Origin of the sequence: Methylocella silvestris BL2 (assembly GCF_000021745.1) — a bacterium.
In the GTDB taxonomy this organism is placed as follows: domain Bacteria; phylum Pseudomonadota; class Alphaproteobacteria; order Rhizobiales; family Beijerinckiaceae; genus Methylocapsa; species Methylocapsa silvestris.
Genome location: NC_011666.1, coordinates 2092755 through 2108885, shown reverse-complemented (window position 1 = coordinate 2108885; position 16131 = coordinate 2092755). Strand labels below are relative to the sequence as shown.

The following is a 16131-nucleotide window of genomic DNA, read 5'->3' as shown; positions in this document are numbered from 1 at the left end:
ACGCCGCTTATGTTCGGCTCGATCTGATTTGTGATCTGAAGTTCTGTGAGTTGCAGACATGGCCGAACCGAGCCGTCATCGCGCGAAATATGTCATCGGCCCCGATGGAAGTCCTTTGACCTTGGCCGATCTGCCCCCGTCCAGCACAAAACGCTGGGTGATCCGGCGCAAGGCCGAGGTCGTCGCGGCCGTTCGCGGCGGTCTGCTCTCGCTGGAAGAAGCGTGCAACCGCTATACTTTGACCGTCGACGAATTCTTGTCCTGGCAGATGTCGATCGACCAGCATGGACTTGCCGGACTACGCACCACGCGGATTCAGCAGTACAGGGCCTAGCTAGACCGCGGCGCGCCCCCGCAGGCCGCCGAATGAGACCGCGCGGGCCGCTGAATTCAAATCCAGGACAGCGGCGCGCTTGCAGGCTCGCCCCGTCCGGGCTAGAACCCGCCATTCGCTCAACGCTCCCTTCGTCTAGCGGTCCAGGACGTCGCCCTCTCACGGCGAAAACAGGGGTTCGATTCCCCTAGGGAGCGCCAAAGCTGTGAGGGACTTAGCGCTATTTGGCCGTGCGAGGCGATCCTCGCGCCCAACTCCTGCCCAATAAATAGGCGAACGGCCCTGATTTTCTCGCATGATGACGCACAGCTTATTGCCGTCTCGCGTCGCCCTACGTCGGCGCGCCGGTCGTCCACTCCCAGGTGTTGCCGATCTGATCGTAGAGGCCATAATTGTTCGGTGGAAAGGACCGTACCGGCGAGCGCGCTCAAATCCATCTCTGCGAGATTTTGGAGAGGAAACTGGCCCTCCCACGTATTCGCCCTATCGCGATCCCCGGGCGTGAACTCGTTGCCCCAGGCAAATTCGGCGCATCCATGCCGCCGCGCTGCAAATCCTATTAGGCGTGGCTTTCGCGGAAGGCGCGATGCGGGCGACGGGATGGTCCATCAGGCAAGGTGATTGCCGTGGCGTGAGCTGACCCTCTCCGGCTGGTTTTGTCTTCGGTGGTAGCCTTTCTCGCGAGGCAGAGACCCGATCGAAATCCGACTGCTGGCGCGACATGATCGGCAAATTTGTTTCGGTTCGTCTGCCCGCTCCGATTTCTTCGGACGAGCGCTTCGCCGTGCTCGCGCCCCCTTGCTCGTCTGCCGCCCAGCGCTTCGGGAGGGGCGTGCTCTGCCGCCATCATATGCCGGAACGACCAACAGCGCTCTCGGCCCAGCCGCGAGCGTCGCAACGACACGTTGCAAATCTGCAACGAAGCTAGATATTACGGCCCGGCGATTTTTACATAACGGAGGTAGGTTTAAATTGGAATAAATACATTGATTTTGTGAGGCCTTTACTTCGGCGTCCGCCGCCGCCTAGCGTGAACCAACCGCAAGCCAGCCAGCGCCCGTTCCCCATCGCAAGCCAGCCAGCGCCTCAATCCATCGCAAGGGGCTGGATATGTCTGTTCGAGCAGGGGCGGCCACCGCGGCTGTCGCCACTTTCTTCGCTATCGCGCCAGTCTACGGACAAACCGCGCCGGCTCCATCTCAAGACGCCGTCCCGGCCGCGGACGCCGCTGCGCCGAATGCAGGGTTGAGCGGCGCAATCTCACTCGATCAGATCACCGTGACATCGACCAAGACGCCGGAACAAGCTATCGACGCCCTTTCCGCGTCGAGCGTTGTCGACACGTCGCAAATCAATATCCTGCAGCCCTCGAAAGCGTCGGGCGTTCTGCAAGATATTCCGGGCGTGACGACGCAGGAAAGCCAGAATGATCCGGGCCAGTCGGTGAACATTCGAGGCCTGCAGGATTTCGGGCGCGTTAATATTCTGGTCGACGGCGCGCGCCAGGATTTTCAGATCTCCGGCCATAATGCGAACGGCACCTATTATCTCGATCCGGCCTTCATCGGCCGCGCCGACGTCACGCGTGGACCGGTCTCCAATATTTATGGATCGGGCGCGATCGGCGGCGTCGTTTCCTACACCACACGCGGCGTTGAAGACGTTCTTGATCCCGGCAAGATCTATGGGGCTTCGCAGACGACCGGCCTTGGCTCGAACAGCCGCGAGATCCTGACGAGCACCGCGGGCGCCGCGCGCTTTGGCGATTACGCCGATCTTTACGCGCAATTCGTCTATCGCGGCCTCGCCTCCTATTTCGACGGCGTCGACGAAAAGGTGGCTGATACGGGAAGCACGCTCGCCGGCGGTCTCTTCAAGGCAAACCTCCGCCCGGCGGAAGGGCAGCAGATCACCGTCTCGACGCTCAATCAAAGCTACAATTTCACGAACAACGGCACGAGCAATGCGGGAAGCCGGTTTTCCGACCATGTAACGACCGGAAATTACACGCTGGGCTACACCGCTGCGCGGCCAGATCTGCCGTGGCTCGACTTCAGCGCCAAGGCATATTACACGACGACCAAGAACCAGCAAACGGCGTTGGCGCCGGACGAGACTTATGAGGCGCTCGGCGTCGTACCGGGAGACCCGCTTGCCGACTCAATGTCGACAATCGGCTTCGACATTCACAACACGTCCCGCTTTGATACCGGACCACTCAGCCACGAGCTGACCTATGGCGGCGACAGCGCATGGGACCATGTCAACACCTTCGACAATGCAGGCGGATTTATCTCGGCTCTGACGCCGTCCGGCAACCGCCGGCTTTCGGGTGGATTCGTTCAGGATCAGCTGCGCTATGGCGGCTGGCTGAGGTTCGTCGGCGCGCTGAGATATGATGATTACAGTCTGACGGGCGACGGCGTTAACTCCGGAGGAGGGCATCTCTCGCCGAAAATAACGATCAGCGTTACGCCCGTTCAGGGAATCGAACTTTATGGACTTTACGCCGAAGCCTATCGCGCGCCGTCGGTCACAGAGACCTTCATCGAAGGCGTGCATCCCTTCCCGGCCTTTAACATCCTGCCCAATCCGGACTTGACGCCTGAAACCGGCCACAACTTTGAAGGCGGCGTCAATATCAAATACGACAACATCCTTGCGCAAGGGGACAAGCTTCGCATCAAGGCGAATGTGTTTTCGAACACCGTCGACAATTACATCGACTTTGAGCCGGTCGGTCCATCCTTTCTGGTGCCGTTCATACCCGGCGCGCCGACGTCGCTTTGCAATGTCGCGCCCTTTCTCTGTTTTCCGATCACCTCCTTTCAATATGTCAACATCGCGCAGGCGCATCTCTACGGCGTCGAGCTCGAGGGCGGCTATGACTGGGGCGGGGGCTTCGTCACCATTTCGGGGGCGCATATCAATGCGCGCAATGTAAGTGCGAACCAGCCGCTTATCACGTCTATTCCAGACAAAATCAGCGGCACGTTCGGCCTGCGCTTTCTTGACCAGCAGCTGACGATCGGCGCGAGAGCCGTGTTTGTCGCTTCGAGCGTCAAGCTTTACGACGACACCGGAGCGACGACGAACGAGCCCACAAAGGGATACGGGCTTCTCGACCTCTTCGCGTCTTACAAGTTCAGCGAATCGGTGAATGCCGATCTCTATCTCAAGAATGTGTTCAATCAGCAATATACGCAATATCTGAACACGCTGCCGAGCGCCGGCTTCGGCGCGAAGGCCTCGCTTACTGTTAAATTTTCGTCGATGTGATCGACGCGCCAATCAATCAGGGAGCACGCCATGTATATCGCAATGAATCGTTTCAAGGTGCGCAAGGGCGAGGAGCCGGCTTTCGAGGCGGTCTGGCGCGCGCGTGAAAGCCGCCTCCACGAAATGACCGGATTTTCCGCCTTTCATCTGTTGCGCGGACCGGAGGGCGAAGACCACACGCTCTATGTGTCGCACACGATCTGGGACAGCCACGCCGATTTCGTCGCCTGGACCAAATCGGAGCAGTTCCGCGACGCGCATAAGGATGCGGGAAAGGGCCCCTCGCTCACGATCGGACATCCGGTCTTCGAGGGGTTCGAGGCCGTCGAACTCGCCGATGTGACAGCCTGACGGGCCGGGCGGCGAGGCGCTCCCGCGTTATCTCTGGGGCGCCGCTGCTCGGCGCCGCGGCACGATGAAAGGGACATTGCCGGGCGGAGGAGCGCCGACCTTGACGTCGAGCCGAAAGACCGCGGACATCAAGGCATCGGTCATCACTCTTGCCGGCGCTCCGCGCGCGACGATCCGGCCGTCCTTGAGGACGATGAGGTCGTCGGCATAGGCCGCGGCGAGATTGAGATCGTGGATCACCGCGACCACCGCCACGCCTTCTTGCGCCAGCCGCGCCGCGGCGTCGAGCAGATCAAGCTGGTGGCTGAGATCCAAATTTGCGGTCGGTTCGTCGAGAAAAAGGATCTGCCGGTCGCTCACCGTTTGACCCGCCGCGATCTGGCCAAGCACGCGCGCGAAATGGACGCGCTGCCGCTCCCCGCCGGACAAGGTCCCGATCAATCGCGAGGCGAGATCCGAGACGTCGGCCGTCTCCAGCGCCCTGCCGATCACAGCGCTTTTTTCCGCGCGCGACAGGGACCGGCCGACGCCGTCAACGCCGAGGCCTGCGACCTCCCGCACCGTAAAGGGGAGTGATACGGCCCCGCTTTGCGGCATCACCGCCCGAATGCAGGCGAGCCGCCAGGGCTTGAACGCGGCGAGGTTTTCCCCGAGCAGCTTGATGCCGCCCTCCTTTGGTCGGAGCTCTCCGGTGAGCAGCTTCAGCAAGGTCGACTTGCCTGCGCCATTCGGTCCTATGACGATCGTCATGCGTCCGCCCGCCAGTTCAAGCGAGGCGTCGGCGATCAGGACGCTTGTCCCAACGTGATAGGTCAGGCTTTCCGCCGTCAGGATCGCGTCTGTCATTCGAAATAGCGCATTCGGGTGGAGAGAAGCCAAAGGAAGAACGGCGCGCCGATAAGCCCGGTTAAAATGCCGATCGGCGTCTCGGCGGGCGCCGCGACGGTGCGCGCGAGAATGTCGGCGAGCACGAGCAATGAGCCGCCGAGGAGAATGCTCGCCGGAAGAACGAGACGATGGTCGGCGCCGACTGTGAGACGGATGAGGTGCGGCGCGACGATGCCGATGAAGCCGATCGGGCCGGCGAGCGCGACGCCGACGCCAACCGCCATCGAGGCAAGCGCGATCATGATGCGCTTGTCCCGTTCGACGTGAACGCCAAGGTGAAAAGCTTCCGCCTCCCCGAGCGCGAGCGCGTTGAGGCTTCGCGCCAGAAAGGGCGCGGCGAGAAACACCGGCATGATCAGCGCCGCCGCGACGGCCGTCTTGGACCAGTTCGCGCCGCCAAGGCTGCCAAGCAGCCAGAACGTCAGATCGCGCAACTGGCGGTCGTCGCTGATCGTGGCGAGGAGCCCGGTCAGCGATCCGGCGAAAGAGCCCACACCGATCCCTGCGAGCAGCATGGTCGCGATCGACGTGCGGCCGAGGCGCGTCGACAGGACATAGAGCAGCGACGTCGCGACGAGGCCGCCGAGAAACGCGGCGACGGGAAGAGCCCACACGGAATAGGCCGACATTAGCGGCGCGGCGAAACGGTCGCCAAGAACAATCGCCGCGGCGGCGGCGAGCGCCGCTCCGGCTGAAATGCCGACCACTCCGGGATCGGCGAGCGGATTGCGAAACAGGGCTTGCAGCAACGCGCCGGACAGCGCAAGCGCGCCGCCGATGAGGAAGCCGAGAAGCGTGCGCGGCAATCTGATGTTGAGCAGGATCATGGAGTCTGCCGATTGCGCAAACTCGCCTTGCAGGATCCGGACGATGCGCGCAGGCGCGATCGCCGCCGCGCCAAGAGCGATCGACGCCAAACCGACCAGCAGGCACGCGCCGCACAGAACCGCAATCGTCGCAATGAATTTTTCGCGAGACGAATCCCTATCTCCGCGCCAGCCATCGCGCCTGGCGAAGAAGGTCACGGCGCCGCCGTCGCGAGCGACGGATAAAAGGCCTCGATCAGCTCGCGTGCGGCGTCAGGCGTGCGCGGACCGAAGCCCAACAAGAAGAGCCCATCCAAGGCGAGAAGCGCGCGCGTTCTGGCGGCCGGCGTCAAAGCGAAAGCCGGTGACGCGAAAACGGTCTCGGCGTCGACATGATGATCGCCATTTTTCATCATGAGCACGAAGTCCGGAGCGGCGGACGCAATGGCCTCGTCGGTCATCGGCTTGTATCCGTCAACGTCCTCGGCCGCGTTGACGGCCCCTGCGAGCGCCAGCATGCTCGCCGCCGATGTGTTGCGGCCGCCGACGAGCGTGCGTCCGTTGGCGAATGACAGCACAAAAAGCGCGCGAACGGGTTTGGTGATTCTTGCCCGCAATCCCTCGAGCGCCGCGAACCCCGCGCCGACCTCGCGATTGAGCTTCGCCGCAGCGTCCTTGGCGCCGACGGTTTCGCCTAGAATTTCGATCTTGCGGCGGATGCCCTCCGGCGTCGGCGCGTCAGGAACAATTTCCAGAGGCGCCCCGGCCGCCCGAATCAACTCCAGCGCCGCCGGCGGCCCCGCTCCTTCGATGGCAAGGACGAGCGTCGGCTTCAAGGACAACACGCCCTCCGCCGAAATTGCCCGGACGTAACCGACAGAGGGCTTCTCCTGAAGAGCGGACGGCGGAGCAAGACTCGTCGAGTCGACGCCGACAATCCTGTCCTGAGCGCCGAGCGCATAAAGGATCTCGGTTATCGAGCCGCCGAGCGCGACAATCCTCGACTCCTCCGCCCACGCCGCCGTGTTGGCCGTCAGGAGGGCGAAGACAAGGGCGGCCGCCGCGAGCTGCATGAAGGTCGAGGGGTGTGTGAGACCGGGCCGCAATTTCACGATCGCGCTCATTTGGTCAGAATGAGTTTATCGTTCGACGTCAGGCGCAGGCGATAGCGCTCGGAGCCGTGCAGGATGATGATTTCGCGTCGAGAGGCGAACAACTCCTCAGAGGAAACCACATGCGCATCCTGGGGCGCGGCATCCGAATTCGGAGGCGGGTCGTCTGACTTGATATTACTGTGCTTCATGGGCGTTGCTGCTCTTTCGGCACGCTAAGCAGTTTAGAATTACCTTAATTCTAAATAGCAATACTGTTCTGAGCTTGCGTATCCGATAAGACTCGCCGGGGTCAACTGGCGTTCGCCTCCCGCGACTTCATTCACTTCGTCCGCCGCTTGCGCCGCGGCAAGCGCGACCGCGCCCCGCGCTTCGATCGACGTCGCCATGCGGGCGGGTTTGCGCGCCGAACGCGCGCGCTGCTACGCGGTGAAGCCGGACGGGTCAGAGGCTGCGCTGAGAATCTTTCTTGCGTCGATTCCGCACTCCACCGCCTTTTTCCGTGTCGCCTGGGAAGCGCGTTCGATGAGAAAGTCGGCGGTCTGATCCGTAAGGCTGTGCGAAGACGAGCGCCACCGTCGTTGACCTGAATTGGCTATAGCTTGGGCGGCGGGTCACGTGTCGCCTCGGCCATGCTGCCAGCTTGCGACGTCTCCTCCGGTAAACGGCTGCAGTAGTTCCTCCCTTGATCGTGGAGCCGGTCATGCGCGCCGGCTCCATTTTGGTTGGCCAAAGTTGCTCGCCCCGATCCCCTTATGTCGAAATCGGCGGCACTCGCCGCTCCGGTCTAGGCAGACTACAGCAGGCGCATATGGCGCTCGCGATGCACCATGTCGTGATGACGCTGGTGATGATAATCGTGGTGGCGATAATGCATATCGCGGTCTCCCATCATTTCATGATGATGCCGATGGTACATCCCTTCATGCATCTCTCTCTCTTCAGCACTGGCTAGAGCAGGCGCCAAAGTCAAAACCGACGTAAATATGCAGGCGGCAAGTATCTTTTTCATATCAATGATTTCCTATCCCGAGACTGGCTTGTCGTCGGGATGGTGAAATCCGTAGCGGAGGCAACAGTTCCGCTCATGCCCGCTGAATTGCGCGGTCGAATAGCGCCGAGGATGCCGCGCGCCAACGAAAGCAGGCAGCGTGCGAGAACATATGCCGACCGGGCTCATGGCAGAGCCTCGGCGCGCCTTTAAGCGAAAGACTATAAAATACTAAGAGCATTCTAAAGATCCGGGCGGATTAGGGCGCCATTATATTTCGACGCCTTGAAACGGGAGGTCGAAATGTCGACAAGAGATGTTTGGTCTCAATACCCGCCCTTACCAACACAGCAGCCATGGCCGCGTTTTTTGCTTAAGATGCTGGTCCAGATTTGCGCCATCGTGGTGGCCGGCTTTCTCCTTTACGTTACTGTCCAGGCGCAAGCAAAGCTTATCACCGCCGACCATACTGAAGATTTGCCCTTTGATTAATTGCGGCTGCGGCGCTGCGGCGATATAAGCCTTCACGCTTATCAAGCCCTCAAAGAAAATGTTGATAACAAAAAAATGAAGCATCAAATCCGCTAATCACATATGTGCTTTCCAGCGCTGCTTTGCTCGCCTTCACAGCCGTCTCGCAAGCTGCCGCGAAAGTCGCGCCCGGCGCGGTCACGAGATTTGAGGCTTGACGAAAGTCTCAAGGAGCGCACTATCGACGCGATTCGCGCCGCCCTTGAGGCCGCGGGCGTCGAATTCATCGCCGAGAGTGTCGGAGGGCCGGGCGTGAGGCTGAGGAAGGCAAAATGAGCGTCACGCCGCGACGTGATCTGGCAGACGTCAGTCAGATGAACAGGCCTGATCGTCCTGCGCCGCGGCGCATTTTCGCGCGAGCAGCGCATATGCACGCCGCTCGCGCCTTATGGGGACGCTGTTGATCATCCCTAAGCCACACTCATGCAGCGGCGAAGGAAGGTGCTAGTGACTGCCAAGCTCCAGCCGGCCAGGCCGCCAAGGCAGCAAATAGGCGCGGTAGGTGTTTACGCCGGCGGGGAACTGCGCGTTGAAGAGAAGATTACCCGACCGATTGAACTCTGAAAAGTAGGGCAATGAACCCCACCCCACGACGAGGTTGTCCCTGTCGGTCGTCTGGGCGTTGCCCTGCGACGGCGCGATCAAACCCTCTGGCTGCTTGTCGGATTTGATCAAGGTCGCGATGTGCTTCCGCTCATTCAACCGCACTGTGACGGCGCGGCTATAGCCGAGCTCATTTGTGGCGCCGGACCCGGTGTTGCCAGCTCCGGCCGACTCGTTGTCGAAGAATGTGTAGGTATTATCGCCAAGCGCCTCGGGGTCGTGCTGCCACGCGAAGATCTTGCCAGCATTGTTGAGAGTCTGGCCAGGCGCAGCTTCCAGTTTGAAGGTGGAGTTCTTGCCGCCGAGCCGCCAAACGATTGCGCCGGTTTTACGACTCACCTTATAAGCCGTCCACGTGTCGCGAGCGTCGATCAGGTAGTTGCCATCCGCGTCAATCTTGATGGCGTTGACGTGGAACCAATCCCAGGGCGAGCTCGCAGACCCAGGCAGCGGCTGCTGACTCTCGCTGAATGGAACGTGGTCCTCACTGTTCCACTGGAACAGCACCTTGCCCGTGCGGATGTCGATCTCCTGCACGACCCCGTTGATGACCGCCTGATTGGCTGGACCCCCGATGGATGTTAGGTCGGCGGTGGCGGCGGCATAGGCGAGAATCAGCGCGGTGTTCCGCGGAGTGATCAGGAATTCGTGACCGTCTGCGCTCAGCCCGTTGCCAGCGTTGACGGTCGCGATCTGCCGATAGTGGTCGTCGTAAATGTAGTCGACGCCTTGAGCAAGGCCCCCCAACCCGGCGCCCTGCCACCATGTCAGGACGGGCTTGCCGCGGTAGTGCTGCACGCGGAAGTCGCTCGCCTCCTGCCCCGCGGGAACAGCGTGGAACCAGATCACATTGCCGCTATGATCGAGGATCTCGGCGCCATTGGCGTAGGTGGTCTGACCGCCGAAGGGCGAGATGAAGAAGTAACCCGGGCTAACGAACGGGCTGGATGTGAGGATCGTCACAGGCGGTGCTGTTGTCGGGGCGGCGAGCACAGCCTCCGACCCGACCAGCGCAGCCCCGAGGCTGGCCGCCGCCGCCGAGCAGGCGATGCGCCGACCCCACTGTTGCGAGCACCCTACGGACTTGCGCAAGGACCAAAATCGAAACATCGCTATACCTTTCGGGTTGAGAAGGCTGCGGAGGAGGCGGGAGCAAACAGCGAAGACTATAATGTCTATAGAAACACTAGACTAATAAGAAGCCGCCGGTCAACCCCGCGGCGGCATTCGGGATCAGTCAAAGGGATCGCACACGCCGCGAAGATCGCCTCTCCGCAGGCGACTCTCCGAGCTCCGTTTGGCGCGGCCGGCAAAACTAGTGCTAGATTGACGGCATGATGGATTTCTCCCCTGCCGCCGCGGTTTTGCCCCGCCCTCCCGCGCCGGCGCCGCGCGCGGGGCCGCTCGGGCCGCTCCAGACCATGTGGGTCCTGCGCAAAAACCCGATCGAAACTTGGACCCGCGCGCATTTCGAACTGCCGATCCTCGTCGGACCCACCATCCTCGGGACGATCGCGGTGCTGAGCGAGCCGGGCGCCATCCGCCGCTTCCTCGTCGACAACGCCGCCAATTATCGCAAGGACGCCCTGCAAAAGCGCGTGCTCGGGGAGGGGCTGCGCGAGGGGCTGCTGATGGCCGAGGGCGACGACTGGCGCGTCCAGCGCCGGACGCTGGCGCCGCTGTTCACGCCCAAAACGATCGCCTCCTTCGCCCCGGCGATGAATCTGGCCGCCGAAAAGCTCGTCGCGCGCTGGATGAACTTCAGGGACGGGCGGCTGTTCGACGTCCAGCCGGAAATGGCGCGCGTCACCCTCGACGCGCTGGGCCGCACCCTGTTTTCCGACGGGCTGGGCCGCGATCCGAGCGAATTTACCACGGCCTTGACCCGCTATTTCCTGACCCTCGGAACGCTCGACCCGTTCGATCTGCTCGATTTTCCCGATTGGGCGCCACGCTTCGGACGCAGTGGCGGCCGCGCGGCGCTCGGCTTCTTCGAGGACGTCGTCGACACGATCGTCGCTCGGCGCAAGCGGCTGATCGCGCAAGACGCGGGAGCCGCGCCGCGCGATCTCCTCACCCTGCTGCTTGAGGCGCAGGATCCGCAGACGGGCGCCGGACTGACAGGCGCCGAAGTCCGCTCGAACATCGTCACCTTCATCGGCGCCGGCCATGAAACCACGGCGAATGCTCTGATCTGGTCATTGTTTTTGCTGTCGATATCGCCTGAATGGCGCGCCCGCCTCGCGGAAGAAGCCGACGCCGTTCTCGCGGGGCCCATCGAGCAATATGCCGAGCGCCTCGTTGAGACCCGCGCCGTGATCGAGGAGGCGATGCGGCTTTATCCGCCCGTCGCGAGCATCAGCCGCGAGGCGATCGACTTCGATACGCTCGCCGGCCGGCGCATCCGCAAGCGAACGCTGGTGATGGTGTCGCAATGGGTGCTGCACCGGCACAGGCTGTTGTGGGACGAGCCGGACGTCTTCGATCCGCGCCGCTTCTTGCCGGGCGCGCGGGAAAAAATCGACCGCTTCGCCTATCTGCCGCTCGGAGCCGGGCCGCGAATCTGCATCGGCGGCGCTTTCGCGCTGCAGGAGGCGGCGATCATCCTCGCCCATATCATGCGCTCTTTCACGCTTGAGACGCGCAAAGGCTATGAAGTGAAGCCGGTGCAGCACATCACGTTGCGGCCGGAAGGCGGCCTGCCGATGATCTTGCGACGGCGGCGCGTTTAAGGCCCTCGGGGAAACATTTGGCGCTCCGGGTGTGTCCCCGCCGTGGCAGCGCGCGCCGGCGCCGTCACGCTGCGCATGACGCGCCGCGCCGACCGCCGCCCTTTCCGGTCGCGAGGGAGAGCGCGACCGCCTTCTACCGTTCGAGTTCCTTCAGCAATGCCCATCGTCGGCGCGGATCGAGGCGCGGAGATCGCCGAACCGCAATCTTGAACCTCCGAGGCCCGGTCGATCTCACTTCGCGGGAAAGTCGGTGCTGCGCGTCAGCTCCTCCCACCGATCCATATCTTTGGCCGTGGCGTCCATCTGTTCCCGCGCGCGGCGGAGGGCGTCGGACCCAAGCAGGAGATGAAGCGGCGGGGAGTCCGCATCGACGATCTCGATCATCGCCCGCGCGGCGCGCGCCGGGTCGCCGGCCTGCGCCCCGGCCATCGCGTCGAAGGCCGCGAAGGCGCGCCCGACGGTCGGCGCGTAGGCGTCGCCGTCCAGCTCGCTTTTCCGGAGGGAATGGGTCGACAGGAAATCGGTCCGGAACGCGCCAGGCGCTACGGCCGTCACCTTGACGCCAAAGGGCGTTACCTCCTGAGCTAACGACGCGGACAAACCTTCCAGCGCGAACTTGACCGCCGCGTAAAGCGCCGAGCCCGGTCCGGGCGCCCGCCCCGCAATCGATGTGATGTTGAGGATGTGTCCGGATCTTTGCGCCCGCAGATGGGGCAGGGCGGCCCGAAGCAGACGGATGGGCCCGATGATATCGACGTCGAAGACGCGCTCCACTTCGGCGTCGGTCGCCATTTCGAGCGGGCCGAGCTGGCCGTAGCCGGCGTTGTTCACGATCACATCGATGCGCCCCGCCAGCGCGAACGCCTGTTCCACAGTCGTCTGGATCGCTGGCCCGTCGGTCGTATCGAGCTTCAGCACGTGAAGCTGACCGGCGTCCGACGGAAGATCCGGCCGTCCCTGCCGCACCGTGCCGATGACGCGATCTCCCTTTGCGAGCGCCGCCCGGGCAAGCTCGAGGCCGAACCCTCGCGAAATGCCGGTAATAAACCATGTCTTCATGCTTGATCTCCTTCCGTCAGAGATATGGAGGACGATTGGCTGGTTCATAATGGCGCCGTTTCTGATATCGGTTATAAGCTAAGCTAAAAGGTGAGAGTCAAAGCGAATGGATACCCTTCTCTCTGGCAGCGACTACAACCAGCTGCGGGCCTTCGTCGCGGTGGGCGAGTTTCTCAGCTTCAGCCGCGCGGCCGAGGCGCTCGGGGTGTCGCCGTCGGCCCTGAGCCAGACGGTGCGGGCCTTCGAGGAACGCGTCGGCGCCAGATTGCTGAACCGGACGACGCGCAGCGTCGCGCTGACCGATGCGGGGGAGATCCTGCTCGGTCGCGTCCGGCCTGCTGTGACCGAGTTGGGCGACGCGCTCGTCCAGACGCGCTGCTCAGGCGAGCGGCCGACCGGCCTCGTTCGCGTCCATTCTTTCCGTTTGGCGGGAGAACGATATTTGGAGCCGATACTGGGCCGGTTCGCGAGGGACTTTCCTGAGGTGGTGCTTGACGTCACTCTCGACGACGCCGTCGAGGACGTGGTCGCCGGCCGCTATGATATCGCCATCCGGATCGGGGAAGTGATCGAGCGCGATATGATCGCCGTGCAGCTTGGCCCCGCTCTACGCCAGATTGCGGTCGCCTCCCCTGCCTATCTCGAGCGCCACGGCAAGCCGGAGCACCCTCGCGATCTGCTCCAGCATCGATGCGTCCGTTGGCGCTGGCCGGGGCGGGCGACGCCCTATGCGTGGGAATTTTTCGAAAATGGCGCTTGGTTCGAGGTGGCGGTCGATGGGCCATTGATCGTCAATGACAAGAATTTGGCCGTTTCCGCTGCTCTGCAGGCGGCAGGAATCGCCTTCGCAGTGGAGGATGTCGTCAGGGAGCAGATCGGCTCCGGCGCCTTGGTCTCCCTGCTTGAGCCATGGTGCGCCGACTTTCCCGGCTACTTCCTCTGTTATTCCAGCCAGCGCCAAATGGCGCCGGCCGTGCGTGCCCTCATCGACACGGTTCGGAGCGCCGCCGGCTGACGCTAAAGGATCCGGGGCGGGATCAGAGTTGCCGAGCCTTCGGCGTCGATCGCTGAAGCCGGAACGAACGGCTATTCCAGCATCCCGACTCGAACGGAAGGGCCGGAATACAATCGTGACAAGCCGCGCGATCCGAACGACCTGACGACCCTCGGAGTCTTTTGCCAGCGGCGATCGCGCTTCAATAGTGTGGGTGGGATCTCCGCGGAGAGAGAGACCCCACGCATGCTTCGATGACGCGGCATATTGCCTGTCTTGCCGCTCTAAACCTTCAATGGACTGCCGGTTCGAGTTGCTTGTCTTTGCTGGTTTGAACCTCAGCGACGACCTGAACGGGTAGCTTGTCCTTGCCGATTTGAGCCTTGGCGACGACGGCTTCGATCGGCTTGAGAGCTTCTTTGGAGAGGTTGGAATAGAGTTCGCCGACTTTCGTCAGATATGCAATGAAGTCCGCGAAAAACGTCTTGGTATATTCGGACTGGATATGCATCGCGCCCTCGAAAGACTTGGCGCTGCGCAGCTCTTCGATCAAGGTCGAGACCTTTGCGATCGACTGCGCCGAATAAGTTGTCGCTTCTTCAGCAATGGTCTTTAGGTTTTTGACAAAGGCGGACGACGAGGTCGTCGCGGCCTCGAGTTGCGCTTTGCTAAACTCTTGAAACTCCGGCGAGTTATTAGCCATCTAAGCCTCCAATGTCGAGAGTAAGAATGGCCGGGCCTCCTGACTTGAGGCAGCCAAGGACAAAAATTATCGCGCAATACGAAGGAGGTCAAGTTTATATTAAGTTCAGGCTAGGTTCATTCCAAGTTAATATCTAATTTATGCTAGATCTATATTTAGTTCATATTTCGACGAAGTTTGATCTGGAATAAACTTCAACCAAATTACGATGACGGCCTCTCATATCAATTAAGGCAACCGTCATCACAAAGTAGTGACTCCTCAACCCGCATCATTGAGATCAAACGGCGTCATTGAGGGAAAGAGCGGTGAAATCAGCGAGAAACGGGGCGGCGCGCTTGGGCGCAGCCACGCTGAAAACCGCCATGGCGTTGGAGCGGCCCCGCCGCGCGACGCAGCGATCGTGGCGATCGCCGACACGCGTCTGTCCGACCGGCGCCGGCGGCGGCGAGCTTAGATTTATCGGCTGGCCTGCGGGCGCCCCGCAGTGTCGCGCTATCCCAGCGGGTAGGCCGCCTCGACGACATAGGGGCCGCCGCCCGTCGAGGCGCGTGAGGAGAACAGCACGAAGCGGCTGGCTTCGAAGCGGCGCGAGAAGAAAAACCCGCGCGTCGACAGATAATCGGCGACCGCCATGGACGAGGCCGCTCGAAGCCGCGCCAGCGTCACATGCGGCGTGAATTTGCGCGGCTCCGGCGCAATGCCGATCCGTCGCAGCAACCGCTCCTGCTGCGCCTGCAATTCGACGAGGGGGGCCGCTGGCTTCGCCTTGGCGACAATCGCGCGGGGCTTGTCCCCGCCGAAAGAACCGAGCGTTTCCAGGGTCACCTCAAACGGTTTTCGGCGGATCTGCTCCAGCGCCATGTGAACGTCGTCGGCGGAGGAATCGTCGATGTCGCCGATGAAGCGCAGGGTGATGTGGTAGTTCTCGACATCGATCCAGCGCGCGCCATAAATGCCGCCGCGCATCAGGGACAGATCGGTCGCGACTTCCGGCGGAATTTCGATGCCGGTGAAGAGGCGGGGCATGGTTCCTCCCGTGCTGGAAGAAAAGAGCCGAATCGCGCGGCCGAGCGCGGGCATGCTTTGTCTAGCAAATCTCGCTCGCGCCGGAAACGCGCTCTATGCTGCGGGCGCGAAAAAACTCAGCCCGGACCTGGCTTGTCCCCAGAAGGCGCGGGTTGGCCGAGCTCGACCAACAGAGCGCGGACGCTTGGGAGAATATTGCGCACGATCTCATCAACGCCGATTGCATTGGGATGCATTCCATCGGCGAGCTTCAACTCAGGCCGCGGCGCGACCCCCTCAAGGAAAAACGGATACAGAATGGCGTCATATTTTTTGGCGAGGGCTGGGTAGATCGCGTTGAATTTTTCGCGAAACTCCGCGTCGAGATTCGCGCTCGCCAGCATGCCGGCGAGCAGCGTCCTGACGTTCTTCTCCTTGAGCTTCACGAGGATCGCCTCGATGGCCGCTCTGGTGACGGTGGGGTCGATCCCGCGCAGCATGTCATTGGCCCCGAGCTCGACGATCGCGCCGTCCGCTCGGTCTCCGAGCGACCAATCAAGGCGGGCAAGGCCGCCCGAGGCGGTGTCGCCGGAAACGCCGGCATTGACGATGCTGACCCGATAGCCTTCTTTGCGCAGCGCCTTTTCGAGCACCGCGGGAAAAGCCGCGCTCGCCGGCAGCAGATAGCCGGCGGTGAGGCTGTCGCCGAGCGCGAGCAATTTTGTCTCTCTCATGTCGTC

General features: G+C 62.1%; 16 protein-coding genes, 1 tRNA gene and 1 pseudogene. 6 read left to right on the top strand and 12 right to left on the bottom strand.

Features of this window, described 5'->3' with window-relative positions:
- The first annotated feature begins 58 nt into the window (after positions 1-58).
- Together sciP and MSIL_RS09885 are read left to right on the top strand one after the other, a co-directional pair.
- Positions 59-334: a CtrA inhibitor SciP gene (gene sciP / locus MSIL_RS09890; RefSeq protein ID WP_012590951.1), complete on the top strand. Its 276-nt coding sequence runs from the start codon at positions 59-61 to the stop codon at positions 332-334.
- Between the two features lie 124 nt (positions 335-458).
- Positions 459-534: transfer RNA gene (locus MSIL_RS09885), tRNA-Glu, on the top strand.
- A 146-nt stretch (positions 535-680) separates the two neighbouring features.
- On the opposite strand, the pseudogene MSIL_RS20695 reads toward MSIL_RS09885, so the two are convergent.
- Positions 681-881, bottom strand: a pseudogene (locus MSIL_RS20695) (SUMF1/EgtB/PvdO family nonheme iron enzyme); the annotation flags it as partial.
- 563 nt (positions 882-1444) lie between these two features.
- Here MSIL_RS20695 and MSIL_RS09880 point away from each other — a divergent pair.
- Both MSIL_RS09880 and hmuQ read left to right on the top strand, forming a co-directional pair.
- Complete coding sequence (locus tag MSIL_RS09880; protein WP_012590950.1) at positions 1445-3613, top strand: TonB-dependent hemoglobin/transferrin/lactoferrin family receptor; 2169 nt, start codon at positions 1445-1447, stop codon at positions 3611-3613.
- Between the two features lie 30 nt (positions 3614-3643).
- On the top strand, positions 3644-3964 hold the full coding sequence (gene hmuQ, locus MSIL_RS09875; protein WP_012590949.1) for a heme-degrading protein HmuQ: 321 nt from the start codon (positions 3644-3646) through the stop codon (positions 3962-3964).
- A gap of 27 nt (positions 3965-3991) precedes the next feature.
- Here hmuQ and MSIL_RS09870 read toward each other — a convergent pair whose 3' ends face one another.
- The 7 genes from MSIL_RS09870 to MSIL_RS09840 form a co-directional block, all read right to left on the bottom strand.
- Positions 3992-4810 carry a heme ABC transporter ATP-binding protein gene (locus MSIL_RS09870; RefSeq protein WP_012590948.1) on the bottom strand — a complete coding sequence of 273 codons (819 nt, stop codon included), beginning with the start codon at positions 4808-4810 and terminating at the stop codon, positions 3992-3994.
- The gene (locus MSIL_RS09865) at positions 4807-5877 is read right to left on the bottom strand and encodes a FecCD family ABC transporter permease (protein WP_012590947.1); all 1071 of its coding nucleotides are present in this window, start codon (positions 5875-5877) and stop codon (positions 4807-4809) included. Before MSIL_RS09865 ends, MSIL_RS09870 begins: the two co-directional genes overlap by 4 nt.
- Positions 5874-6770, bottom strand: coding sequence for a heme/hemin ABC transporter substrate-binding protein (locus tag MSIL_RS09860; RefSeq protein ID WP_244406250.1), 897 nt, complete (start codon positions 6768-6770; stop codon positions 5874-5876). Before MSIL_RS09860 ends, MSIL_RS09865 begins: the two co-directional genes overlap by 4 nt.
- Before the next feature lie 8 nt (positions 6771-6778).
- Entirely contained in the window at positions 6779-6892 is a 114-nt protein-coding gene (hemP, locus tag MSIL_RS21935; protein WP_244406249.1) for a hemin uptake protein HemP, read from the bottom strand.
- 674 nt (positions 6893-7566) lie between these two features.
- Entirely contained in the window at positions 7567-7782 is a 216-nt protein-coding gene (locus MSIL_RS21280) for a hypothetical protein (protein WP_148213065.1), read from the bottom strand.
- 318 nt (positions 7783-8100) lie between these two features.
- Entirely contained in the window at positions 8101-8337 is a 237-nt protein-coding gene (locus tag MSIL_RS09850; protein WP_041367851.1) for a hypothetical protein, read from the bottom strand.
- Positions 8338-8736: 399 nt separating this feature from the next.
- Positions 8737-9987, bottom strand: coding sequence for an arylsulfotransferase family protein (locus tag MSIL_RS09840; RefSeq protein ID WP_210160591.1), 1251 nt, complete (start codon positions 9985-9987; stop codon positions 8737-8739).
- A gap of 242 nt (positions 9988-10229) precedes the next feature.
- On the opposite strand from MSIL_RS09840, the gene MSIL_RS09835 reads away from it, so the two are divergent.
- Positions 10230-11627, top strand: coding sequence for a cytochrome P450 (locus MSIL_RS09835; RefSeq protein ID WP_012590941.1), 1398 nt, complete (start codon positions 10230-10232; stop codon positions 11625-11627).
- A gap of 231 nt (positions 11628-11858) precedes the next feature.
- Here MSIL_RS09835 and MSIL_RS09830 read toward each other — a convergent pair whose 3' ends face one another.
- Entirely contained in the window at positions 11859-12686 is an 828-nt protein-coding gene (locus MSIL_RS09830) for an oxidoreductase (protein ID WP_012590940.1), read from the bottom strand.
- A 106-nt stretch (positions 12687-12792) separates the two neighbouring features.
- On the opposite strand from MSIL_RS09830, the gene MSIL_RS09825 reads away from it, so the two are divergent.
- Positions 12793-13701, top strand: a complete 909-nt coding sequence (locus MSIL_RS09825) for a LysR family transcriptional regulator (RefSeq protein ID WP_012590939.1) — start codon at positions 12793-12795, stop codon at positions 13699-13701.
- A 271-nt stretch (positions 13702-13972) separates the two neighbouring features.
- Here the strand turns inward: MSIL_RS09825 and MSIL_RS09820 are convergent, their stop codons facing one another.
- From MSIL_RS09820 to MSIL_RS09810, 3 genes are all read right to left on the bottom strand, one after another.
- Complete coding sequence (locus tag MSIL_RS09820; protein ID WP_012590938.1) at positions 13973-14383, bottom strand: phasin family protein; 411 nt, start codon at positions 14381-14383, stop codon at positions 13973-13975.
- Positions 14384-14878: 495 nt separating this feature from the next.
- Complete coding sequence (gene thpR / locus MSIL_RS09815; protein WP_012590937.1) at positions 14879-15412, bottom strand: RNA 2',3'-cyclic phosphodiesterase; 534 nt, start codon at positions 15410-15412, stop codon at positions 14879-14881.
- A gap of 116 nt (positions 15413-15528) precedes the next feature.
- Entirely contained in the window at positions 15529-16125 is a 597-nt protein-coding gene (locus MSIL_RS09810; protein WP_012590936.1) for an arylesterase, read from the bottom strand.
- Positions 16126-16131: the final 6 nt, after the last annotated feature.

Bases quoted from the DNA above. Each gene is read 5' to 3' on its own strand.
- sciP (WP_012590951.1), top strand. From the start codon at position 59: ATGGCCGAACCGAGCCGTCATCGCGCGAAATATGTCATCGGCCCCGAT.
- MSIL_RS09880 (WP_012590950.1), top strand. From the start codon at position 1,445: ATGTCTGTTCGAGCAGGGGCGGCCACCGCGGCTGTCGCCACTTTCTTC.
- hmuQ (WP_012590949.1), top strand. From the start codon at position 3,644: ATGTATATCGCAATGAATCGTTTCAAGGTGCGCAAGGGCGAGGAGCCG.
- MSIL_RS09870 (WP_012590948.1), bottom strand. From the start codon at position 4,810: ATGACAGACGCGATCCTGACGGCGGAAAGCCTGACCTATCACGTTGGG.
- MSIL_RS21280 (WP_148213065.1), bottom strand. From the start codon at position 7,782: ATGAAAAAGATACTTGCCGCCTGCATATTTACGTCGGTTTTGACTTTG.
- MSIL_RS09850 (WP_041367851.1), bottom strand. From the start codon at position 8,337: ATGCTTCATTTTTTTGTTATCAACATTTTCTTTGAGGGCTTGATAAGC.
- MSIL_RS09835 (WP_012590941.1), top strand. From the start codon at position 10,230: ATGATGGATTTCTCCCCTGCCGCCGCGGTTTTGCCCCGCCCTCCCGCG.
- MSIL_RS09830 (WP_012590940.1), bottom strand. From the start codon at position 12,686: ATGAAGACATGGTTTATTACCGGCATTTCGCGAGGGTTCGGCCTCGAG.
- MSIL_RS09825 (WP_012590939.1), top strand. From the start codon at position 12,793: ATGGATACCCTTCTCTCTGGCAGCGACTACAACCAGCTGCGGGCCTTC.
- MSIL_RS09820 (WP_012590938.1), bottom strand. From the start codon at position 14,383: ATGGCTAATAACTCGCCGGAGTTTCAAGAGTTTAGCAAAGCGCAACTC.
- thpR (WP_012590937.1), bottom strand. From the start codon at position 15,412: ATGCCCCGCCTCTTCACCGGCATCGAAATTCCGCCGGAAGTCGCGACC.
- MSIL_RS09810 (WP_012590936.1), bottom strand. From the start codon at position 16,125: ATGAGAGAGACAAAATTGCTCGCGCTCGGCGACAGCCTCACCGCCGGC.